This window comes from Halorubrum lacusprofundi ATCC 49239 (assembly GCF_000022205.1).
In the GTDB taxonomy this organism is placed as follows: domain Archaea; phylum Halobacteriota; class Halobacteria; order Halobacteriales; family Haloferacaceae; genus Halorubrum; species Halorubrum lacusprofundi.
The window spans coordinates 15,002-36,688 of record NC_012030.1 but is presented as its reverse complement, the minus strand read 5'-3'; the positions used below and the strand labels follow the sequence as shown (position 1 = coordinate 36,688).

Sequence of the window (21,687 nt, the reverse complement as noted above, 5' to 3'; positions counted from 1 at the left end):
TTATGACAGAAGATAACGAGGACCGTCGTTCGAATCAAGTAGACAACGGGGGAGATAATAATCAGAACCCGGCTCTCGAACAATGGAAATTTTATGGACAGACGACACTTGACGTGAGCAATCGACGACTGAAGAACAATCGATTCTACCAAAAGCTGGTTCTTGGAACCTTTGCGGGTGTCGGGGCCGGGGTGAAACTTGGCGTTGTCACTTCCATAGTGCTGCTGTTAGTCGGCATTGTTGGCGTTGCGCTTTCCATCCTCTGGATGGCCCACATAATCTCGTATAAACAATTGAATAGCGGGAAATACCGTGTGCTGAGCGAGATTGCTAAAGAGGATCTCCCCATGGAACCATTTCAAGAAGAGTGGGACCAGCTAAAAAGAGGCCGCGACCCGGAGGAATACATTACACACACGAGTGTCGAAATCTGGTGGCCACGAGTTACACTTTGGGTCTTTGGATTGATGATTATTGCTGGAGGACTACAGAAAATCAACGCAATTGACTTACTTACACCTCTGTCCCTCATTTGGAGCGGTGTAATGGCCGTCTATGGGCTTGCTGCATTTCGTGGACGGTGGACACCTTTTGACTCAATTGGCCCCTACTGGAAACAGAGAAAAAAGTAGTCCCTTGAGCGGAGTTCCGGTGACATTGGGTGGGAGAAGCAGGTTTGACCCCAGACTCTATTGAATCACTCCTCGGCTGGAGATAAGGTCGAATTTAGCTCTTTTCCCCATTCTCTCCACGGTACACTTAACATCCTTAAATTAAAATAGTTCGACACTATGGGCGGAGGAAGCGGTGGATATGAGCGACCGTCTGATAGCGGCGGATCGGGAGGAGAATCTAGTGAATCGGATAGTGTACCCCCACCCGAGTCAGACACTGAAGAAGAGACAGACGAAGATCAGTCTGATGAGTCAAATGAAACAAGTGACGGAACGACTCCAGAGAGCCCACCAGTTACTGGTGGCGGGGGCGGTAGCGGCGCACCAGAATCTGGTTCTGGGGACGGTTCTAGCGGTGCATCTGGAGAGGATGATTCAGAGCCGGAGCGAGACGAACCATCACCAGATGAGGGCACTGAAGATGGAGAACCGGAGGAACAAGAAGACAACAGCGGGCATAATGACGAAGAGTCAGAGAAGCAGAACCCGGCAGATTCAGGTCCCGAAGACGACTCGGATGATGCGGACTCTAATAACGCTGAGCAGGAGGGCAGTCAGGAGAACCATGAGGAGGATCAAGAAGACCAAGAACACGAGAGTGACAATGAGGATGCCGAAGATGATGACGAGGATCGGGAGGAAGACGAAGATGATGACGAGGACGATGATGAAGAAGACGAGTGCCTGATTGCAGAATCAGCTCTTCTCCATTCACCGAACCCAGAACCGTTAGAAGATGTAGACGAGGGTGATGTCTGTTCAGTACGCCTTCGAGAGGAAGCGATCTGTATTGTAGATTCACTAGGCAGAACTATCGGTGCCATCGCTGAACCGTGGGTTGGTACACTGAAGGAGTGTATCGAGCAGGGCCGACAATATCGTGCTCGGGTTCTCAACATCGACGGAGGGAAATGCGAAGTTCGAGTAACCAACAAGTGCCTCGTTAACCAGGACGTCAATCTGACCGCGACCAATACTGCAGTACGGGACCAACTTCATCCGGAACTTTCCCTATCAGTCGAAAAAACGACCGAAGAAGTAGTTGTCCTCACGGATGACGGAGCTAGAGTCGGTGACGTTCCTGACCCATGGGCTCGTCTTCTCAACGAGTGTATCGACCAAGGACGGTCATACCAGGCAGAGGTTCGTGAGGTTACACCGGAGTATTGCAGAGTCAATATTCAGACGGGTGCTAGTGACGAATGATTATTGCAGGTGGCGCGTACCACGAGTTGTGCCAGTTTCCTCCGGACTCAGCTTTCTTCGGATCAGGTATACGAGCAGCCGCAGCTACTGAGACCACGGTCTCCTCTCGTAACCAACTCCACACCTGCATCGGCCCTGCCGACAAAGAGACACTCGAAACCTACGCGGCCACGTTTAACTTCGACGTCACCACCACCGAAATCCCGGAGACGGTCAGCTTCGACTATTTGCATAATCACTCGAACCCTGTGCTCTCTCCGGCCGAGGCAGCCAACTATAACCGCAAACTTTCAGGAGTTAGTGGAGACGCAATCTTGCGATTCGGACTGGTTGAAGGGACCGCGATTGTTTCCGGTAAGCGCGTCGTCTATGATCCTCAATCAGCGTCTCCCGTCCCGTTCAATGAAAATGGCTCAACTGCCGATGAACTCGCCCTCATCCTCAACCGAAACGAAGCCGAGCAACTGGCTGGAGAAGACGACTTAGAATCGATTTTCACAGAACTCATGGCAGGTACGACTGCCGCAGACGTAGTCGTCCTCAAGCGGGGAGCGAAAGGGGCAATTGTCAGAACATCCGGTATAACGACCAAAATTCCTGTTTTTCAGACGGAGTCTGTGTGGGGAATCGGAAGTGGAGATGTGTTCAGTGCGGTCTTTGCTGGGGAGTGGGCAGAAAACGGTGAAGATGCCGCAGACGCTGCACTAACCGCTTCAAAGGCGACAGCAACGTTCTGTAGACACCGCAGCCTGCCAATTTCCAGAGCGGTCGTCGAATCAGTACCCAACAGTGCTTCACCGACATTCATCTCACCGGATGCTACCCCTCCGACGATCTATCTGGCAGGCCCATTCTTCGACATTGGCGAGCGCTACGTTGTCGAAGAGGTCAAACACCTCCTGGAAAGCGAGGGAGCTGACGTGATTTCTCCCGTTCACGATATTGGTCGAGCCGCTGACTACGACAGTCCAGAGGAGGTAGCGCAGCAAGATTTAGACGCAATTGAACGGTCAGATCTCGTGTTCGCGTTATTGGATCATTTGGATTCTGGAACGCACTTTGAAGTGGGATATGCCCGGAAGGAGGGGACACCAGTTATCGGGTATGCGAATGATTTCGAGATGGGCAGTGAAACCATGATTCGCGGCTCCGGGTGTAAGGTGTACGAGGATCTGTCGTCTGCAATCTATAATGCGATCTGGAGGGCGTATGCCTGAATCCGTCCTATTGTTATCTGGTGGGCTTGACTCTGCGACACTCGCGTACACCCATAGGCCAGATCTTACAGTGACTGTTGATTACGGGCAGTGCTGTGCGGATGCAGAGATCCAAGCGTCAGCGCAAATCGCCGATCAGCTGAATCTTGAGCATGAGGTCATCGAAGTAGATTGTGAGAATCTCGGTGCTGGTACAATGGCGGGCCAGCAGGAGACCGACCTTGGTGATGCTCCGGAGTGGTGGCCATACCGAAACCAACTCGTGGTCACACTGGTCGCAATGAAAGTCGTTCGACGAGGCGCAGACCGATTGCTTGTTGGGGCAGTTGCTGACGATCAGAGCCATGCTGATGGGGAGGCAGAATTCTTCGAGTTGATGGATTCGCTTCTCTCTTTCCAAGAGGGAGATCTCGGCGTTGTGGCCCCGGCAATCGATAGAACAACTGAAGAGTTCGTATGCGAAGTGAACCCACCTGAATCACTCCTTGGATGGACGCATTCTTGTACAGCATCCAACACCGCGTGTGGCGAATGTCGTAGCTGCAAGAAGCGGCAACGTGTTCTCACACGGGTCTACTAGATATAGTACGACCGCAAGGTGGGCCCACCAACGTGCCTTCTACCGGCGAAACTACCTCCATGATCGTTTGAGCGACGAGCCATAGAATTGGCATTGAGTTCGATACCCAACACCTCACCGTTCATACACGGACGAAGAACGGGCACTCATTCTCGAAGATATTCGGCCTGTTGGCGTATTATCGCCACTTCGACTCGATTGACGTTCGATATCGCAGTCCAAGCACGGACGTGTTACAGCACCGTTTGATATGTTGTGGTGGGTACTGGTCTCGTACGTTTTCGAGGTTCTGCTGGCTTTCAATGAGGTGAGTAAGAGCGGCATCAATGACGTCGCTACGAGGCGGGTCATCCGCGTCGTCACGAGCCACGATCTCGCTTGCTTGGTCAAAGAGTCGCTTCCGGTCGTCTGTCAGTTTGAGGCTAGTTCGATCGGTTGCCATGAGTCCTTTAAGTACCTGAGTATGCACGGGGGGTGGCAGTGCGTCGTTCTAAAGTGAACAAGAGTCCATTCTTTAAATAGTGGGTGCCGGCCGACGTCGTGACCTGCGCGGAGAATTGGCCCGAGTGGCGCGAACATATGCACTTGGTACGCTGGTGAGCCGACGTGAGGTGCATACATTCGGTCGGTCGTATACATTGACGCGCGACCCCGTGGGGTTGGCCTCGAAGACCCGGTTCCAAATGTCTGAGTTGCCATTCGTTTCGCATACAGACTGTTGCTCTTGGACTGCCGTATAAAATTGGATAGTTACTCAAATCGTGTACCCTGAGTCTGTAACAACGACTCAAATCCTGAAAATCGTCAGTAACCTGCGGGCGTCGCCTGCTCATCATCACTACCACCGTCCCCCGAGTCACTGCCATGGTCGTTGTTCTCTCCCTGATCACTACGAATGACACGCGCGGCCTCTTCCAAGGACTCCACTGCCATGATGTCTGCCCGGACTCGGCCGTCAACTTCCTGCTCGTAGTACGTGCGGCGCTGTGGGCACATATTGCGCATCACGCGCTTCTCGACCCTGTCATCTAGCGACTCGCGCAACTCACCCACAGGTGGGAGTTTGTCCGCAACCTTCACGAACGGCCTCTGTCCACCCCGAGTCGGGTTGTCGGCTTGCACGAGGAGCATGTCCTGCCCGCTGCGGAGCGATTTGTAGTCGCCGTGCACGTCCACTAGGATGTCGTCAGGCAACACAGGATCTTGGTCGTCCATCCAGTACCCGACTCGTTCTAGTCGGTCGATCGTTCGGTGGATGTCGTCGTCAACATCGAGTCCTGCGAGCGCGTTGCGGATCGCGGCGTGCGCTTCGCCGCGGTCGTCGTCTGCACTGACGTGTTCGGTCGCCATGAGCGCTTCATTAGGGGTGTACCTGTACTGGGCTGTGACGGTTGCTCGCGCTGTGTTGACTGCGACCTTCACATCTTCGTCGCCGTCTGCACAGTTGATGGTGATTTTGACGTACTTGGTCTGGGTGTGGGTTATCGAATCGATATTCCTGGTCATTGGTCGATGTCGGTACTGACGGCGAATCTGAGCGTACTCTGCCGGTCGTCACACGTCTCCATAAGGGGTCGTGAAAAGCTAACTGAGCTCCCTGTTACGATTCGATCAGATGGCCGAATTCTTCAAGGATAATCTCGGCATCAATCGAGTGGTCCTCGCACCAATCAACGGCATCATCTTCCGACAACACGGTGATCTCTTCGCCGCCTGACTTGCCATTACTGTGTGACGTCGCGTACTTCGTTGCTGCGCCGCCAGCACCGTGCAGGAAGTACTCGCCATCATCCGTTTTGTAAAGTGCCTCTACCAGGTAGTAGAGGTCACTTCGGTCTGTGTTGGGGGCGTGTTCTGCAATCTCTTCTGCTGCGTCTGTATCGTACAGCTTTCGGTCGATTATTTGTCGCATCGCAAAGTGGCATATGAGACACCTTTGAAAAAGGGTTAGCCCTCAGTGGGAGACGACCCCCAGTGAGCCCACTATGCCTACAAATTCCACACCCACACGCCCGAATTATTCGGCGCAAGGGTGGATTTCGACAGCCGAGTCTGTAATGAAATTTCTGGAATCGCTGGGCGGAGGAATGATGAAATGGAATGTCTGTTAGAATCCTTTGGGTATCCCTCACGCATAGACTAGTGGCTCTGTTGAAACCCTCAGCAGTTAACAGATTCTGGCGAGGGTTGGCGAATCAAGAGAGGGCACACAGATGGTCGTTATCTGAAGTCTCCTATCAACATAAACGACTAATGCGCGACGTAGAGTAACCGTCATTCATGGGTTATCAGTCTCGGACAATCAAGCAAGTTCTACCGGACATAAACGAGTCCATCTTTCTGCCGGCAATCCAGCGGGAGTTCGTCTGGGATACCGAACAGATCGTTCAACTCTTCGATTCCGTTCTCCGCGAGTACCCTATCGGGTCGTTCATTTTCTGGAACCTCAACGGAGAGTTCGCAGACAACCAGATCAAGTACTACTTCGTCCGAAATCACATCGAGGATAGCATCTACCCAGACGATTTCGACAACGTTCACCACCGGAATCCGAAGGTCCCCGAATACGAGCAAATCCCGGACTCCGTTTCACTCGTCGTTGACGGCCAGCAGCGCCTTTCCTCCTTCTACATCGGGCTCCAAGGAACATACGTTGAGAAGCAGAAGTACCGGCAACGGAAGAATCCCGACGCCTGGACGCGTAAACAGCTGTATCTCAACTTGCTCTCGAACCCTAACAACCAGACTGAGGACCATCTGAAGCTCCGATACGACTTCAGATTCAAGGAGCCCGATCCGACACAGTCTGGTGAGGAATACTGGTTCCGTGTCGGCGACATTCTGGAGATCGATACGCTGGAGAAGGCGATGACCCGGGCGAACGAAATCGCATCCGAGTTAGAGGGAGTCTCCGATGCACAGGAGCACTACATCCTCAAGAACCTCACCACTCTCTACAATGCTGTTCACGCCCGAGACATCGTGAACTACTACGAGGAAGGAAACCAAGATAACGAGCGAATTCTGGATATCTTCGTCCGGGCGAACGAAGGTGGTACGCAACTCAGCAAGTCCGAAATCCTCCTCTCTATTGCCACGTCGTACTGGGGGTCAGATGAAGAGAACCCCATTGACGCAAAGGAAGAGATCAACAGCTTCGTCGGAAACCTTAATCAGGCGTATGTGGACGAGGGCTACGACTTCGGTAGCGACTTCGTCCTGAAATCCCTCCTCGTTGTCGCTGACCTCTCCGCCGAGTACCAGATCCGCACATTCACGCACGAGAACCTGGCGTTGATGAAAGAGATCTGGGCGAACGGAGTCGTTCAAGATGCGATTGAGTCCACCGTAGACCTGATTAGCGACTTCGGTATCACCGGCCGAAGCCTGACGAGCCGGAATGCGCTCATCCCGTTAGTCTTCTACTTCTACCACAACGAGAATCCCTCCCTGACGACGGATTCTCAACTCGGTGTGCAGGTTCGTCCGCGAATCCTCGAATGGCTCTGCTCTGCGCTCCTCAACAGCAACTTCAACTCCCGGCCAGACCAGATCATCGAGGACGCACGTGATGCCATCAAAGAGGCGGACGATAGTCAGTTCCCACTAGAACGGATTCAGCGTGAAATCAGGACGCGTGGGAAAGCCGTTGGCTTCAGCCAGGAAATCGTAGAAGACCTGTTCGAGGAAACGGACTACAACAGCACGAAGATCTACCTGCTCTTGTCGGTCCTCTACTACCCAGACCCTGCCCACGACGATTCATACGAAATTGACCACATTTTCCCGCGGAGTCTCCTTGAAAAAGACAACCTCATCGAGAACTACGGATTCGAGCCGAGTAAGGCCGAGCGGTACGCTTCCCTGCGTGATCACGTTGCGAACCTCCAGTTGATTGAGGAGAACCAATCGAAAGGCGACCAAGCGTTCGATGAGTGGATTTCAACGCGGAGTGACCAGTACTACGACCGCCATCACATCCCGACTGACGAGCGTCTGTACGAACTAGAGAACTTCCCCGAATTCATCGAGCGACGCGAGGAGATGCTTCGAGACCACATCATCAGCACCTTCAGCTGAACACCACCCTCCAAGAACGCTACACTAGTTCCTGTACCTTCGACTGAAGGTGATTGTACGCTACTTCGGCGGTCTCGGCATCCTTCGCACCTGTAATCACCAGCTTCCCGTTAGCGAACACTAGTAGTACAGCACCGATGCCCTCGGGCCGATAAACCAGACCCGGGAACTGCTCCGGCTCATACTCCGTTACTTCCAACCCCAACCCGATTGAGAGAGCATTCAGAGAAACCATCTCATTGAGCATCGCAGTACAGACCACGTTCTGGACAGTGAACCCGGTCTGTTGAGCTTCGTCGGTGATTCCCAACTCTGCGAGGGCTCTCAGGAATCCATCGTTCGTCTTGCGTAGTACCTCCTCACTGGGGCAGCCGCTGATGATGTACTTCCCGCTCCGATAGACTGTGATGAGCGGCCCACCTTCTTCGAGACGAACGTAAAGACCGTGGTAATTCGACGGGTCGTACTCCAAGTACGGTGTAGACAAGTCGCCTTCCAATGCTTCGAGATCCAGCTCCACGCCAAGATCGCCGGAGCCGACGATGTTCGCAATTTCGACAGTCATCGGTCACCTGGAGGACTGCCGAGGACGAAGGACGCAGTCACCAACTGCGGTTCTTCTGGGGTGACGTGCTTTTCTTCCTCCAATCGGAATAATTCCTCGTCGCGCTCACGACGAAGCGACTCAAGTTGGCGTTTCGCGTTCCCGATTGGTGCCGACATGTCTTTCCCTTGCTCGTCCTGCTGTTGATAATCCTCAAGGCGGTCCTTCCATTCGCTGATCTCCTCCTCGAAGTGTTGCTCGGCGTGTTGCCGCTTGATCTCTACCTCTCGTTCCCGTTCCTCACGTGCTTCGCCGGCAAACGATTCGACTTGCTCCCACGCTTCCATCTCCGCGACACTGTGCAGGTCTTCTGCCATCGACGTAAGTCGGTCGAGGGGCGGTGTCGAGACGACCTCCTCTGGCGGGACCGTGTCCACGAACTCCGGCTTCTCTGTCCTCACGTCGCCTTCAGCCGTGACGTAGAGCGGAACCAGTTTCTCGGTGACTGCCTCTCCCGCCCCAGAGACGTATCCCAGGCGGTACGTGAATAGGATTCCGGGTGTGGGTTCGCCGTCCTCTGCGACCTTCACAGCGACCTGTCCCCCGATGCGATTCGAGTCCAGACAGAACTCGATAAGCGACTGCACGAGCGGGTGATCCAATGCGATGAACTCGACGTCGTCCTCTTCCATCGCTACCTGGCGAGTGAACGTCGCCTGGTCGTATCGTCCTGCAACCTGGTTGCCGCAGAGGACATCTGGAACGTCAAGCTGGAACACGTCTCCGCCAGCACGGGCCGGACCAGGACGAACACCTCGAATGTCGCCGCCGAATTCGTCGAAGAACTCGCGGACGAGCACTTCGATGTCGTCCTCACTGACGTCGCCGTGTTGACTTCGCTCAATTACATCGAGAATCTCCTCGTCCTCGTCGGAGAGGTCGAATCGGTTCCGGATGAGGAACTCGTTTTCCACGGTCTCCAGTGCATTCTTCCGTTCTTCGATGGCCTCGTCGATGTCGGCGACAACTTCATCGGAGGGACGATCTTCGGCGATGGCGGCCATGATCGTGTCATCGAGATCGACGTCTTCCAGCACCCGACCGAGAACATCCGAACGCATCCCGAGGTCGGACTCAATCTGGTTCGTCTTCTCAACCAGCAGGTTCAGAATCTCGCTCTCTCGGGTGTTCTTGAAGAAAAGATTCCGAATCTCTACGGTTCGTTCCTGCCCGTAGCGGTGGAGACGCCCCATTCGCTGATCGATCCGGATCGGGTTCCACGGGAGGTCATAGTTGACCATGATGTGGGCGAACTGGAGGTTGAGACCCTCCTGTGCCGCGTCGGTGGCGAGCATCAAGTTGGCCTCATTCTCGAACTTCTCCATCTCTTCCCGCCGTCGATCTTGGTCTAAGTCGCCGTAGACTTGGGCGATATCGTGATCGTCGAACACCCTGTCTCGGAGGTATTCGAGCGTGTCCGTGTACTCTGTGAAGATGAGTATTTTCTCATCAGGGTCGTTGGACAGGATGCGATCGATAAACTGCTTGAGCAGCTGGGCCTTCGAATCAGTCTGGATGCTCTTGGCCTGCTGCCAGAGCTGCTTCACCCGATCAAGTTCTTCCTGTATCTGCGAACGATTCAGTGTGACCGTGACCGTTTCCAGGGCCTCTTCGATGCGCTCACGTTCGGTGTCGGTCAGTGTCTCGGGTTCGGTGCTATACCGGGGGATCAACTGCTGGACGTCGTCGGGAAGATCTTCGGCAACAGCGTCGTTCTGGATGGCGCGCATTCGGTTCTCCAGAGACTTCTGAATCGCGTAGATGCTGGAGACCAGCCGCTTCTGGTAAATGACCATCGTGAACCCTGCGGCTTGGTTCTCCTCCTGTTGAGCGAGATTGTAGTACTCGCGGATGTACTCAGTGACGTCGTCGTAGAGCTTCCGCTCAGCCCGGGACATATCCACACCGAGCGCTTCGATGTTCTTCTCGGGGAACATGCGCGTCCCGTCGGTGTCGTGCATGTCGTCCTTCAGCCGGCGAATCATCAGATCATCCAGTGCGTCTGGATTGATCTGTGACTCGTGGCTGAAGCGATATGGATCAAGCAAACTCACGAGGAAGTAGAACTGATCGGACTTCCCTTTGTGAGGGGTTCCGGTCATCAACAGGAGCGCGTCGGAATTTTCGGCGACGGCTTCACCAACAGTGTAACGCTGGGTGCGTTCGATGGAGTCGTCGCTTCCCCGGCGAGCAGTCAGGTGGTGTGCCTCGTCAAAAACGGCGACGTCCCAAGACTCGTTGAGATTATCGAGCGCATCACGAACCGAGACCCTGTCCGACTCGGGGTCATCGTTCGTTTGCTTAGCGAAATCGATTGAGGTGATGATGAGATCCTCTTGCTCCCAGACGTTCTGGTTTGGGTGGGACTGACGGTGGTTTTCTACGGTTTCACGGTCGTAAATGACGAAGTTACGATCAAACTTCTCGCGCATCTCCTCCTGCCACTGCACGGTGAGTGGCGCTGGTGCGACGATAAGCACCCGCTCGGCACGACCACGGGCGATGAGTTCCTCAATAACGATGCCGGCTTCGATAGTCTTCCCGAGACCGACTTCGTCCCCGATCAGGTAGCGGTGATCGTACGAGTTCAGGATCTCGTAGGCGGCCTGAACCTGATACGGCTCGATCTCGATACGGTTGTTCGTCAGCGACAGGAACCGGTCGTATCGGTACGCGAGATCGAGGCGGGTCGCACGTTCCCGAAGGTCATGGTGGATGGGCGAATCGATCTGTCGGGCTGCGAGGCGGTCAATGATAGAGTCGATCCGCTCGATATGGGGCAGGCCACTCGGGAGTTTTCGGAGTTCACCCTCCGTGGTGTATACGTGGAGGAGCTGGCCTCCATTCGGGCGGTCTTCGATTTTCGTGATCTCGCCCTGTCCGCCGGCGAACTTGACGTGGTCGCCAACCTCGAAGTCAGTCATTCCGACACAGAGGCCTCAACAATCTCTATTTCGTCATCAGTCAAACCATAGAGTCGATAGACTACCTGATTAATAATATCATCAGTGTTCTCTGCCTTAGTTAGAAGATCATCTGCTTTAGCTCTGATTTTAAGATAGCGATCAAAGCTACCTTCAATATCCGAGATGACAGGCAGAGTCAGAGATTCTAAACGATCGACGAGTGAGTTAGTCTTAGTAGCGTTTTCTCTAAACTTCGCAACGCCATCATCCCGTTCATTAACGATGTGAGGGACAAACTCGCTAATGAGTTGTTCATAATTCTCGTCAAGGCCAACAAACTCCAAAGCTGGCATTAATTCTGTTTCTGTGTATCCCCATTGATCTGTTTCGTATGCATCCTCATCCTCGGGCTTATACCGGGCACTGGCTTTGATCGTGAGTTTAGATCGATCCCTGTCTACACTAACTCGCCCGACTCGAAGACTATCTCGGGTACTACTGGTCTCAGACACAATTGTATTAGAAACATCGGAAGGTGGTTGATATCCTTGTATCTGGTGTAGGGAATTCCCCTCTGAGTAATTTCCAAGGTGGTCAGACAGATCTAAGTTGAGTGATTCATACTGGTTTTGTGCCTCAATCCGCTCATTTACGAGGTAGCACAAGAGGTTGTAGACGGTCGATTCTTTCCCTTCCTCTGCTAACTCAATCGCGCGTTTGCGAATTACGTCATACTCCTGGTTCTGATATCGTTCTTTGACATTCTCAAGTTCTGAAAGGTCTCCCTCACCGGTGTCAACTTCGGGGATACCAATTGGCCGGAGATATCCCGTTTTGAAACGGTAGTACCCCCCTCGCAACACATGACTCGTATTGCTGACATAGAACCAAGTCGTTGCAGAGTTCAGCACTGCCAAGAGATATTCGAGATCATAGTCTGTTTCCGAAGCGGTGATGCTGTAAATGACCGAGGTTGAATAGTTCCCACGACTGTCTAGCGTGAAACTACAGTTATCACTAATCTCTGGAGTGATGATTTTCTCTTTTTCATGTTCGTGGAGGCTTTTTGGATAGGTATACGCATACCAATCATCTCCATCCATACTTCCTCCATCCCGACTTTCCAGAACAGACCGATTCTCCAACAGGTAGTCCCAAACTTTCGGTGATTTACTCTTAATCTCTTGAGGAGACATCAAGGAATATCCATCCTCAGAGGTGTGATACGGGAATATCAAGACTTTACGATTCTCAGGAGTCTCGTATCGATTTACGTCTTCACCTTTGAGATAAGGAACAAGTATCTCCTTAGAGAATTCATATTCCTCCTCGGTTTCTTCGGATGAGACGGTGACCTGATCTTCTGTTTCTTCAACAAGATTGACTGCGTAGACAGAGTCTTTACTAGTTTGAATACCCACGAAGATCTTGTCCGATAACTCTTCAAGAGGCGTGCATTCTTCCATTTTTTCCACAGCCCCTAGTTCAGCAGGGGATAGCAGAATCCAAGGTTCCTCACCAATCCGTTCGGACGCAAGATCAGATTCATCAAGGGTGGAAAGATCACGGGGATCTTCTCTGATTTTCTTATATGAGAACTTATCTCTATCTTGTCCAGATAAGAAGAGGAGGCAGGTGTATGTTGTTGCTGCAGAGCCGAAGACCTGATAATGTCCCATATCAACCACTTCCCGCAGTGCTGAACGATCCGCAACGTAGGATCGGACAGCCTCACCGAATTCAGCCTGCATGAACTTATGGGGTACAATGTAACCCTGCTCACCATCTTTGCTCAGCAGAGAGTGCCCTTTTTCAATAAATAGCGCATAAATATCATAATTCTTATACGAAGAGTTAAACTCCGTCTCGAAGTAAGTGGGTAGACTTTCGTCCGCTTGACGTATGGTCTGAATTCGCATGTATGGCGGATTTCCAATAACTGCATCAAATCCACTGTCCCCTTTCTTATCTCCATCATTATCGTAGAATACTTCGGGATATTCAAGTTTCCAGTGGAAATAATGGCCCTCAGATGCCCACTTTTGCGCATCAATGAACCACTGAGAACTACTTAGGTTCTCCCACTCATCATCATCTTCTAAAGCGCCCGCCATCCGTTGGTACGCATCTGAAGGGAGGTTATCTAGTCCGAAGTCCTCAGCGGTGTGTACGTTCGCCATCGCTTCCAGTCGCTGGCGGAGTTTGTTCCGCTCGAACTCGTCATACTTGGACTCCATCTCCTTGACGTCCGCAAGTTCCTGATTCTCGATAGCGATGAAGTCCTCGTAGATCCGCATCAACTGTTCAATCGTCCCTTTCCGAGCCACACCGAAGTCCGCGAGCGACGCATTTTGATCGTCGCCACCACCCTCGGACTCCAGTTCCTCGATCTCCTCAATGTCACTCCCAACGAGCGAGTTCCCAGTCTTCAGGTGGTGGTCAAGGAACGCGAGTGGCTGTTCAGCGGCAAGCGTCCGAAGCCAGAGCGACACTTTCGCCAACTCAACAGCGAGTGGATTCAGATCCACACCGTAGATGCAGCGCTGGGCGACCTGCCGGCGTGCCCAGTTGATGTCATGCTCTTGATTAACTGTCTCGATACCCTGCTGTGCAGCCTGCCGCTCCTGAGCGTCGATGATCTCCCGGGCCAGGTAGTCGATGGCGCTCGTGAGGAAGTGCCCGCTCCCCATTGCCGGGTCGAGGATCTTCAGGTCGAATATACGATCGGCGAACTCCGCAGCGAAGCCGCGATCTTCACCGCGGGCACTCTGGCCGGCGAGGTCCACCCGGATGTCGTCAACCAACGGTTCGAGCGTGTTTTCGACGATGTATTCGACGACGTACTCCGGGGTGTAGTACGACCCAGTGGCCTTTCGCTCACCACTGCCTGTCGTCAGGTACACTTCGCCCTCTTGCACGACGACGTCGTCGGCATCGCCGGCGCTCACGTACTCGCCATCATCCAGTGACAGCGGTTCATCCGCGACATTGAGCTGGTACTCAAGGAGGCCCTCGTAAATACTCCCAAGGTGGCGAACATCGAGTGAGGAGTAATCGACGAAGATCTTTCCACCGCCGTTGCTGTTCTTGCTCCGGGTGAGAAGTTCGACGACCTTAGCCAGGTAGGCGTCGCCGACGTCGTGATTGGCGAGGAACCGTGCTTCCTTGCTGTCGTCGTCGTCCGGATCGGTCCGGAACAGCCCACCGTTGTACGCCGGAATGTAGAGGTCTTCCTCGGGGATGCCACGTGACTTGCTGCCCTTGTCGATGAGCGAGAACAGTTCGTCCAGACGAGCCTGAAGGTTGTCTTGCCAATCACGGTACTTTGGATCGCCACTATCGAGTTCTTCGGCGACTTCCTGTTTGAGAGCGTTCAGACTGTACTGTTGCTCGTAAATCTCGTTGCTTGTATCCAGCAGCTCACGGCCTTCGGCTTCGGCGTACAGGACGAAGATGAGGCGGTACAGGTAGATGAGCGAACTATCGTGAATCAGTTCAAGATCCTCTTCGTCAAGATCGTTCTCAGGGTACTGGAGGTATCCCTCAGAGAGGATCTTGATCGCCTCGTAGATGTTGTCCTGTAGGTCCTCCCCCAACTCTTGGGCGAAGACGTTGGACTCGCCGTAGACGTCGTCAAGGAAGCAGTCACCGCTGCTGTCTTCGAGGAATGCTTCGTGACGGAAGAAGAGGTAGAAGTACTTGAAATCCTCAAGATCACCCTTCTCCAGAATCGTCGGCAGGTCAACCTCGTAGTAGGAGTCGAGACGGTGGCTGGTCGGTCCGTAGTACAGCCGCCACTTCTTCCCGTCGGTTAGGACAGCCCACTGTGCAGCATCCACTTCCTGCAGGTAGACGTGGATCTGGTAACTGGGGTTCTCGAAGTCACGTTCGTGTTCACCGCTTCCGCGAGTGTCGAGGGGACGGCCCCATCGTTTCGCGTCCGCAACAGCGACGGAATTCTTGTAGAAGTCTCCGCCCTCATCACGGCGTTCGAAGGCGTCCCGTGCAGCTTCTTCAGTCTCGAAGAACCCGTAGTCGGGTCGGCGCTGCGTTCGATCAGTGCTCTCCTCAACCTCGAACGGAATCCCCAGTTTCCGGAACATCGGCCGGATGAATTTCTCTTCGAGCTGGGACTCATTCCGCTTCGGGGCGGTGTCCTTCTCACGCTCCCAGAGATCCATAACGTCATCATAGGCCTCCTGGAGTTCTTCGTCGCTGACCTCGTCCCATTCTTCGGTCTCGGGGAGGTGTTCGTCTAAGTAGTAATTCGAGAACAGGTCACGGTTCGTACGGTAGGTGAGTGCCGTTTGCATGTTTTAAGCGGGGGTGACGATTAGGAATTCTTCTGCGTCTTTGCTGTCGATGATTGCATGGGCGACTTCTTTGGCATCAACGACGTCCACGTCAACCGCATCGCCGATGTCGATGCCGAGTTCTTCCAGTTCAGACCCGGAAACATTGATCCGGCCTGAATTCCCGGTGTTACGCCCAACCTGTTTCCGAGTCATTAGTGATGACGTGGATTCGTCAGCCCAACAATATAGTCTTTACTTAGACTGTCTCGCAGCCCCGGTTACATCTCGTATTGATGCTTAGTGGGTAGTGTAGGCGATTCATACGCCCAATCCACTTCCGTACACTGTGAGCCAACAGCCAAGTTAGTATACGAAGAGCGACGAACTGATACAGATAGTCGATCCAAAAACTGACGATGGAAGATATTCCGCAGCCGTCGAATGATCCGTATTCAGTCGGCGATCACGTCCAGATTTATCTTGCTTCTGACGATCCCGATAATCAGTATCATAGCGTCGTCTGCGAGGTCGTCGAAATTCACGAAGATAATCTTGGGAAGGAAACCGGGCGAAATACAGACGCATACTCCTATACACTGTGTGACGTAGAGACGGGCGAAGAATTACCCATCTCATTTCGGCACCACGATTTAGTACCGGCTGAAAGTAGATAGTTGGTCCTACGGAAGAGCGTAGACACGGTTACAAAAGAGATACACCGCCGAACCAGTGACGAGTGACGGCCGCATACCACTACGGCAGGGAGTAGGTCACGGCCCCACCACGGACCGGGACCCGTTCACTCTCTCTTGCCGGGGAACGCCGCCCCCTACGGGCGGCAGTTTGTCGACGCGCTCCTACTGTCTTTAAAGGTGGCATATTCAGCTGCCTGGTGAGTCGATAGGCGCAGCGCACACTACATGCCACGACGGCCAGTCTCAGTACTTCACAAAGCCGCTTAGTTAGAACGTCTGAGGGTGTCATAGAATAGTTCTCATAGCGTGATGACGGTGCTTCCTGGATTGTCTCCGCGTTCGTCGTTGGTGATCGCAATAACGAGACGAAGGCACAGCGCGAGGAACACTTGTGCTCGTGCGTGGACGCGGCCTCGGGCGCGAACGTGCCCGAGGCCGCAGTCCTTGACGGCGTCGTTGGTTCGTTCGACTCCACTCCGGCGGTTGTACGTCTCGTCTAGCGTCGATTGCTTCAGCTGAACGTCCTCGCTGTGTTCGTCGATGCGGGCTTCGACCCTGTACTCGATGTCTTTCGGATCGTCGGTGTTTCGTGCGTTGTACGGAGCGACTGGCACGACCCCTGCGGCCAGCAGGTGGTCGTGCCAGCCGAGCGTGTCGTAGGCGCTGTCTCCAAGCATCCAGATCGGTTTCTCGACGGCGAGCGCGTCACACGTGACGCGCATCGCCGTCTCCTCTGGCGCTTGCTTGCTCTCGGTGAACTCCGCGGCAATCGGGATCTTTTGCCCGGTCGAGACGATCGTACAGCCGTAGCCGTGGTAGTACTCTTCGGCGGTTGGATCGTAGCCTTTCGACGCGTCTTGGTCGGCGGGCATCGTCCTCACGTCGGTGGAATCGATGGAGTAGGTCAAGTCGAGCAGGCCGCGGCAGGCGGCCTGCTCGACGAGGCGGTCGAAGACCTCGTCGACGACGTGTTCGAGGTCGGTGAGGAAGCGATCGACCGCGTCTCTCGACGGCGGTCGATCGAAGCCACAGCTGAGCCAGACGACCGTGTTCTGGAGTTCTCGCGTGACTGGACGGATGCCGTAGACGTTCTTGTAGTAGCAGTGCAGGAACGCTCGGAAGAGTGCTGGTGGGTGATGATCTCGTGTTCGCCCCCGGCGAGCGGGGGCGAACACATCGAATTCTTCGAGAAAGTCGAACTCAAGATGCTCGAACAACGCGAGCGTCTCGGTCGCCATTACATTGAAGAACTCGTCGATAGAAGTCTCCTCTTGCAGGATGCTGGCGCTCGTAGACACAGTTCCAACATCCTGCGTCTTCGTGTGTGACGCTTTCTATGACACCCTCGACGAGAGCTGGGACGATATGTGAACCATCACGGTGGGCTAGTAGGGGTAAATAGTGGCTTGGCTGACCAATCGATTACAGGCGTTCTCCCGTCAGATTTGATTCTCAGAAGTCGACTGCCGCTCTCATAAGTGGATCTCAGAAAGTCAGTCCACAAGCCGTTGGGGGGAACGGCTTGGGCCTATCATGACAAATCTCAAGCCGGGTACAGGGTCAAGACGCGTTGGTGAGGTTGCCTATGCAACTCTACTGCCCATGGGTTGACAATGGCCCCAAAGAGCCAGCGTCCACCCGTGCTATAGCCGTAATTCAGACCGACACCTCCGTGACACACATTATCACGCCAATGTAGGTGCTATCTTATAAACCTTACACTGAAGCTCATATTAGTGTGTTTTGTATCCTTATCACTCAAATAATATTGGATAAATTGGACTAACATAGCATAGATTGGGTTAGAAAAGTATATGTTGGAAATTATTTAGTGATCAGGTATACCAGATTGCCCAGAGAAGTAACACACCCTGTAAGGGGAGTCGACCCCCAACGAGCTCGGAGGGATCGCCACCGCCCGGCATCCCCTCGATGACGACTCCGCTGGTCGTCATAAAGTTATTTGCCGGGAAGATGGCAACGAGTAACGCCACGGTCGCCCATGCAGCAGGTTGTCGGGTTTGGGGGATCAACAGGCCGACCCCGACGGCGATTTCGGCAAGTCCGGACACATCCTCCTGGTCGAAGAAGGCAAACCGATGGGAACCGCACGGGTTCGACGCACCGACGACGCCCTCAAGTGCGAGCGAATCGCTGTCAGAGCCTCGGCTCGTGGTGCTGGCTGGGGCCAGCAGCTCATGAGTATCTGTGAGACGATTGCGCAGGAACATGAGGTCGATGCGTGTGTCCTCCACGCCCAGCAGCGCGTCGTTGATTTCTACCGGCAACAGGGCTACATGGTCGTCAGCGAGCCGTTCGAAGAGGCTGGCATCCCACACGTCGAGATGCGGTTGCAATTAACAGAAGACGCGGACTAACCCCCTCCCGGTCAAACACCCAATAGTAGCACAACGGAGAGACACATGCAGACGGTTTTCGGCGTCGTAGGCAGTCCCTACTAGCTGTCTCTAGACGGTAGCCAACGCATACTGAAATATATACACTGCCTGTCTTCTTACATGACCCACCAACTGAACCTGGCCGACGGGAAGCGTTCAGCCGGTCCTAACCACCCCCAGGGCACCCGTGGAGTAGACCAGCCTCGACAGTATGTTCAAACTACTATGACTGTCGATCAGCCGATGAACAGTCACGGCGGCATGCGGTTGGCAGCGCCCACAGGAAATGAAGTATATCAGGTCGTCGACTACGCAACCGAAGAGATACGGGAATCGCTGGCCCACATAGCGGAGGGGGCACTGATCAAGCTTCGATTAGTGAGACTCGGATCACGTGGCGATGCATGGCGAGTCGTTGCTAGCGTGTCACTCAAATAGCGAGTGCAGATCCTGACGGGAGTTTCTGACAGGATCGGGCATCTTTTCGCCGGGAGTCTTCGACCACGTGTAAGACCGGTCGCTGTCGGTCACTGGTCAACCCCTCCGCCATCGATTCACGTATGTACTCCGTAATTACGTTTTTTCGCACTCGCACCGTAGCCGCTGATTCTTATGACTGTGACTAACACAAGCATTCAATCGGCGAACAAAATCAGCATCATATCGACCCTTGTAGACGCTGCGCTGGCATTTGCCCGTGGTCGCCCAAAGAGTGGAATCCTACTCATCGGAGCAGCTGTGTTGTCGTCCAAGATACCGGGAATTGGGACCGCAACGTCGCTATTGCTCCGGCTCATCCGACGGCTTCGATAAGCCGCTTTCTTACTGGGAACATTCTTTAGCCGGTGGGGGAAACACTGCTCTGAACTTGTGGTGTCGGTGACTGTGAGTGTGGATTTCGAACCGATGCTGAACGCCCGCACAGAGTTTTGGGCCTGCTCGCCGATGTCCACTTCTGGACAGTGGGCAGTGAACACACTCAATGAACAAATATAGTGAACATTTTACCACTCCTATTGTCAACAGTGAGGAAGGTCAAAGTCACGTTACAGACGAGCCCCTGTGATTTAACCAACAACACAAACAGACAGTGGTGGATTGTTGGTTAAGGTTCAAGTTCATCGCCTGGAATAACGGCCGAGCCTTCCAGTGGATTCAGATGGTCGTTCGATTCTTCGATTAGTCCCACCTGCTCCGTTGCATTGATCGACACTGCTAAGTGAAAATTGATTCTGGATGCAGCCGTATATGCCTTTGAGTAATATTTTATACAGAAAGTATTATCTAAGAGAATCCACAAGCGCTGTATACAGATGAGTGCAAACGCCTCGCAGAACACACAGGAACAGTCAGACCGATGGGATCCAGTCCGGGAGTTACCACCGAGCGCGAAGCTCGTCGCCAAGGAGTTAGACCACAACGACAGGCTGACACAGACTGAACTCGCTGAAGCAACGCTATTGTCGACACGAACGATTCGGCAGGCGGTCAGTAGACTCGAAGCTGTTGGAGCTGTCGAGTCACGCGTCTCGTTTCGGGATGCACGAAAGCAGCTCTATACTCTATCGCTGTAGCGGCTCAGTCGTTTGAGAAGACAGTACCGTCTTCGGGAATCAGGGCTTCGATTCGACCGTCGGTTGCCTCGGCGAAGGGGTAGTCGGTCGAACCCCACAGAGCGTTGGCAACTTCGAGTTGGAAGGCATCGATTGTCTCCTTGTCAGAGCCACCCGGTACGTCTGTCGTGGCTCTCGTATCAAGTGCTGCTTGCAGCTCGCCAAAGGCAGGATGGGTCTCCTCACGAAGTGAAAATCCGAGTGTCTCTCGCATTGCGGTCTCGGTCTCACCACCTGCACCCCCATAGGTCATCGCAAGTGCCATCGAGATGCTGTAGGGTGAGACGAACACGTTGTCGACGTCATCGGCTGTTGTGAGTTGTTCGTGGAGATCGAGTGCGAATCCCGCATTGCCAGCGACGAGTTCGGCCATGCGTTCGTTCGTCGACGAGGGCGATCCTTCGGTCAGTGATCTCATGGGGGCGTTGGCTGGTGGCCCATCGGTTGCATCTTGGGGTTCGTCCGTCGTAGTGTTTCGTGGAGCACCCACAGTACAGCCAGCGAGTGCGGCGGCTGCGGCCATTCCAGTCACAGCAAGCAGGCCACGGCGGTCTATATTCTGGTTCATCGAGACCCCATCACCCGAGCGGCGGTCGTCCATGCCTCCCCGGAAGCACGATCTCTGTAAATATCTTGTAGTTTGTGAAACAGTTGTTTGCGTAGTCGGTCGACGTGTCCTCGTCCAATCGATTCACGATCATCGACAACGCCCGAGGATACGTTACGAACAGGAATTCCGCATCGGAAAGACCACAACAGCAATGCAGTGAGATATCAAAGAATGTGCATGGAACTCACAGTTCAAGTGCCACTCAGGAGGGTTACGGGGTCGAAGACAGTCACACTGCCAGCAGTCGACCACGAAGAACCGGTTCGGAATGTACTCGACCGATTCGTTGAGGCCTATCCACAGGCCGAAGCCCAACTGTTGGACGAGGAAGGGACACCCAAAGGAAGTGTCAGTATCCTCGTTGACGGCGAGCGGGCAAAGCCGACACGCCCTGTCCGTCGACAACAGAGATCACACAGCGCCACGTCTGTGAGAACACACTCAAAGAGGCTTACACCAAACCCGCGAATTTTTCCAGCGAGTCGACTAGATAGTCTGCTGGGTCGTCGGCAAGCAGTGGATCTGGCCGGTCGAATCCTGTGAGGGGCTGAGATTGCATCCGATCGGTGACCCACACTCAGCGGCCAGCTGTCTGATCTCCCGGGCAGCTACCCGGATCTCCCTCCCTAATTTGGAAAACCCCCTTTTGAGTCGAGTAGTACAGGATTAACACATATTACACCTAGAATGTTCCCCCATCGAACTGTGTTCAGTATATATCGACAGGCTGCGCGTAGTCTATTTGGTTACACACTTGACCACGGCGAGAGATCCAGAATGCTCCACTGTTTCATGGTCCAGTCTACCT

General features: G+C 53.7%; 19 protein-coding genes. 10 read left to right on the top strand and 9 right to left on the bottom strand.

The window, feature by feature from the left end:
• Positions 1 to 2 precede the first annotated feature (2 nt).
• The 4 genes from HLAC_RS16050 (at position 3) to HLAC_RS18260 (ending at position 3,677) form a co-directional block, all read left to right on the top strand.
• Entirely contained in the window at positions 3 to 632 is a 630-nt protein-coding gene (locus tag HLAC_RS16050) for a RipA family octameric membrane protein (protein WP_012660038.1), read from the top strand.
• A 159-nt stretch (positions 633 to 791) separates the two neighbouring features.
• Positions 792 to 1,880 (top strand): hypothetical protein, encoded by a 1,089-nt coding sequence (locus HLAC_RS18265; protein ID WP_012660037.1) that lies wholly within the window; start codon positions 792 to 794, stop codon positions 1,878 to 1,880.
• Complete coding sequence (locus HLAC_RS16040; protein ID WP_012660036.1) at positions 1,877 to 3,097, top strand: PfkB family carbohydrate kinase; 1,221 nt, start codon at positions 1,877 to 1,879, stop codon at positions 3,095 to 3,097. Before HLAC_RS18265 ends, HLAC_RS16040 begins: the two co-directional genes overlap by 4 nt.
• Positions 3,090 to 3,677 (top strand): 7-cyano-7-deazaguanine synthase, encoded by a 588-nt coding sequence (locus HLAC_RS18260; protein WP_012660035.1) that lies wholly within the window; start codon positions 3,090 to 3,092, stop codon positions 3,675 to 3,677. The genes HLAC_RS16040 and HLAC_RS18260 overlap by 8 nt, the downstream gene beginning before the upstream one ends.
• A 178-nt stretch (positions 3,678 to 3,855) precedes the next feature.
• On the opposite strand, the gene HLAC_RS19680 is transcribed toward HLAC_RS18260, so the two are convergent.
• The 3 genes from HLAC_RS19680 to HLAC_RS16020 all read right to left on the bottom strand — a co-directional run bounded on the left by HLAC_RS19680 (position 3,856) and on the right by HLAC_RS16020 (position 5,589).
• On the bottom strand, positions 3,856 to 4,119 hold the full coding sequence (locus HLAC_RS19680; protein ID WP_012660034.1) for a DUF7386 family protein: 264 nt from the start codon (positions 4,117 to 4,119) through the stop codon (positions 3,856 to 3,858).
• A gap of 362 nt (positions 4,120 to 4,481) precedes the next feature.
• A complete protein-coding gene (locus tag HLAC_RS16025) occupies positions 4,482 to 5,183 on the bottom strand; it encodes a hypothetical protein (RefSeq protein WP_012660033.1) in 702 nt (233 codons plus the stop codon).
• Between the two features lie 94 nt (positions 5,184 to 5,277).
• On the bottom strand, positions 5,278 to 5,589 hold the full coding sequence (locus HLAC_RS16020) for a hypothetical protein (RefSeq protein WP_012660032.1): 312 nt from the start codon (positions 5,587 to 5,589) through the stop codon (positions 5,278 to 5,280).
• Between the two features lie 368 nt (positions 5,590 to 5,957).
• Here HLAC_RS16020 and HLAC_RS16015 point away from each other — a divergent pair, with 368 nt between their 5' ends.
• Positions 5,958 to 7,757 (top strand): DUF262 domain-containing protein, encoded by a 1,800-nt coding sequence (locus HLAC_RS16015; RefSeq protein WP_012660031.1) that lies wholly within the window; start codon positions 5,958 to 5,960, stop codon positions 7,755 to 7,757.
• A 19-nt stretch (positions 7,758 to 7,776) separates the two neighbouring features.
• Here HLAC_RS16015 and HLAC_RS16010 read toward each other — a convergent pair whose 3' ends face one another.
• The 4 genes from HLAC_RS16010 to HLAC_RS18250 are packed head-to-tail and all read right to left on the bottom strand — an operon-like array spanning position 7,777 to position 15,775.
• Positions 7,777 to 8,322, bottom strand: coding sequence for a TATA-box-binding protein (locus tag HLAC_RS16010; RefSeq protein WP_012660030.1), 546 nt, complete (start codon positions 8,320 to 8,322; stop codon positions 7,777 to 7,779).
• Positions 8,319 to 11,285 (bottom strand): DEAD/DEAH box helicase, encoded by a 2,967-nt coding sequence (locus HLAC_RS16005; RefSeq protein ID WP_012660029.1) that lies wholly within the window; start codon positions 11,283 to 11,285, stop codon positions 8,319 to 8,321. The genes HLAC_RS16010 and HLAC_RS16005 overlap by 4 nt, the downstream gene beginning before the upstream one ends.
• Positions 11,282 to 15,580, bottom strand: coding sequence for an Eco57I restriction-modification methylase domain-containing protein (locus tag HLAC_RS16000; protein ID WP_012660028.1), 4,299 nt, complete (start codon positions 15,578 to 15,580; stop codon positions 11,282 to 11,284). The genes HLAC_RS16005 and HLAC_RS16000 overlap by 4 nt, the downstream gene beginning before the upstream one ends.
• Before the next feature lie 3 nt (positions 15,581 to 15,583).
• A complete protein-coding gene (locus HLAC_RS18250; protein WP_012660027.1) occupies positions 15,584 to 15,775 on the bottom strand; it encodes a hypothetical protein in 192 nt (63 codons plus the stop codon).
• A 203-nt stretch (positions 15,776 to 15,978) separates the two neighbouring features.
• On the opposite strand from HLAC_RS18250, the gene HLAC_RS20120 reads away from it, so the two are divergent.
• Complete coding sequence (locus HLAC_RS20120; RefSeq protein WP_012660026.1) at positions 15,979 to 16,236, top strand: DUF8139 family protein; 258 nt, start codon at positions 15,979 to 15,981, stop codon at positions 16,234 to 16,236.
• Between the two features lie 320 nt (positions 16,237 to 16,556).
• On the opposite strand, the gene HLAC_RS15995 is transcribed toward HLAC_RS20120, so the two are convergent.
• Positions 16,557 to 17,495, bottom strand: a complete 939-nt coding sequence (locus HLAC_RS15995; RefSeq protein WP_015911568.1) for a transposase — start codon at positions 17,493 to 17,495, stop codon at positions 16,557 to 16,559.
• Between the two features lie 783 nt (positions 17,496 to 18,278).
• Here HLAC_RS15995 and HLAC_RS18240 point away from each other — a divergent pair.
• The 4 genes from HLAC_RS18240 (at position 18,279) to HLAC_RS18225 (ending at position 20,230) form a co-directional block, all read left to right on the top strand.
• Positions 18,279 to 18,635, top strand: coding sequence for a GNAT family N-acetyltransferase (locus tag HLAC_RS18240; RefSeq protein ID WP_154018592.1), 357 nt, complete (start codon positions 18,279 to 18,281; stop codon positions 18,633 to 18,635).
• A gap of 141 nt (positions 18,636 to 18,776) precedes the next feature.
• Positions 18,777 to 19,094, top strand: coding sequence for a DUF7999 family protein (locus tag HLAC_RS20115; RefSeq protein ID WP_479686831.1), 318 nt, complete (start codon positions 18,777 to 18,779; stop codon positions 19,092 to 19,094).
• 174 nt (positions 19,095 to 19,268) lie between these two features.
• Positions 19,269 to 19,469 (top strand): hypothetical protein, encoded by a 201-nt coding sequence (locus HLAC_RS19675; protein ID WP_079892134.1) that lies wholly within the window; start codon positions 19,269 to 19,271, stop codon positions 19,467 to 19,469.
• A gap of 500 nt (positions 19,470 to 19,969) precedes the next feature.
• A complete protein-coding gene (locus HLAC_RS18225; RefSeq protein WP_012660022.1) occupies positions 19,970 to 20,230 on the top strand; it encodes a MarR family transcriptional regulator in 261 nt (86 codons plus the stop codon).
• Between the two features lie 4 nt (positions 20,231 to 20,234).
• Here the strand turns inward: HLAC_RS18225 and HLAC_RS18970 are convergent, their stop codons facing one another.
• Positions 20,235 to 20,870 carry a serpin family protein gene (locus HLAC_RS18970; RefSeq protein ID WP_154018591.1) on the bottom strand — a complete coding sequence of 212 codons (636 nt, stop codon included), beginning with the start codon at positions 20,868 to 20,870 and terminating at the stop codon, positions 20,235 to 20,237.
• Between the last annotated feature and the right edge of the window lie 817 nt (positions 20,871 to 21,687).

Bases quoted from the DNA above. Each gene is read 5' to 3' on its own strand.
- HLAC_RS16050 (WP_012660038.1), top strand. From the start codon at position 3: ATGACAGAAGATAACGAGGACCGTCGTTCGAATCAAGTAGACAACGGG.
- HLAC_RS18265 (WP_012660037.1), top strand. From the start codon at position 792: ATGGGCGGAGGAAGCGGTGGATATGAGCGACCGTCTGATAGCGGCGGA.
- HLAC_RS16040 (WP_012660036.1), top strand. From the start codon at position 1,877: ATGATTATTGCAGGTGGCGCGTACCACGAGTTGTGCCAGTTTCCTCCG.
- HLAC_RS18260 (WP_012660035.1), top strand. From the start codon at position 3,090: ATGCCTGAATCCGTCCTATTGTTATCTGGTGGGCTTGACTCTGCGACA.
- HLAC_RS19680 (WP_012660034.1), bottom strand. From the start codon at position 4,119: ATGGCAACCGATCGAACTAGCCTCAAACTGACAGACGACCGGAAGCGA.
- HLAC_RS16025 (WP_012660033.1), bottom strand. From the start codon at position 5,183: ATGACCAGGAATATCGATTCGATAACCCACACCCAGACCAAGTACGTC.
- HLAC_RS16020 (WP_012660032.1), bottom strand. From the start codon at position 5,589: ATGCGACAAATAATCGACCGAAAGCTGTACGATACAGACGCAGCAGAA.
- HLAC_RS16015 (WP_012660031.1), top strand. From the start codon at position 5,958: ATGGGTTATCAGTCTCGGACAATCAAGCAAGTTCTACCGGACATAAAC.
- HLAC_RS16010 (WP_012660030.1), bottom strand. From the start codon at position 8,322: ATGACTGTCGAAATTGCGAACATCGTCGGCTCCGGCGATCTTGGCGTG.
- HLAC_RS16005 (WP_012660029.1), bottom strand. From the start codon at position 11,285: ATGACTGACTTCGAGGTTGGCGACCACGTCAAGTTCGCCGGCGGACAG.
- HLAC_RS16000 (WP_012660028.1), bottom strand. From the start codon at position 15,580: ATGCAAACGGCACTCACCTACCGTACGAACCGTGACCTGTTCTCGAAT.
- HLAC_RS18250 (WP_012660027.1), bottom strand. From the start codon at position 15,775: ATGACTCGGAAACAGGTTGGGCGTAACACCGGGAATTCAGGCCGGATC.
- HLAC_RS20120 (WP_012660026.1), top strand. From the start codon at position 15,979: ATGGAAGATATTCCGCAGCCGTCGAATGATCCGTATTCAGTCGGCGAT.
- HLAC_RS15995 (WP_015911568.1), bottom strand. From the start codon at position 17,495: ATGGCGACCGAGACGCTCGCGTTGTTCGAGCATCTTGAGTTCGACTTT.
- HLAC_RS20115 (WP_479686831.1), top strand. From the start codon at position 18,777: ATGACCCACCAACTGAACCTGGCCGACGGGAAGCGTTCAGCCGGTCCT.
- HLAC_RS19675 (WP_079892134.1), top strand. From the start codon at position 19,269: ATGACTGTGACTAACACAAGCATTCAATCGGCGAACAAAATCAGCATC.
- HLAC_RS18225 (WP_012660022.1), top strand. From the start codon at position 19,970: ATGAGTGCAAACGCCTCGCAGAACACACAGGAACAGTCAGACCGATGG.
- HLAC_RS18970 (WP_154018591.1), bottom strand. From the start codon at position 20,870: ATGGACGACCGCCGCTCGGGTGATGGGGTCTCGATGAACCAGAATATA.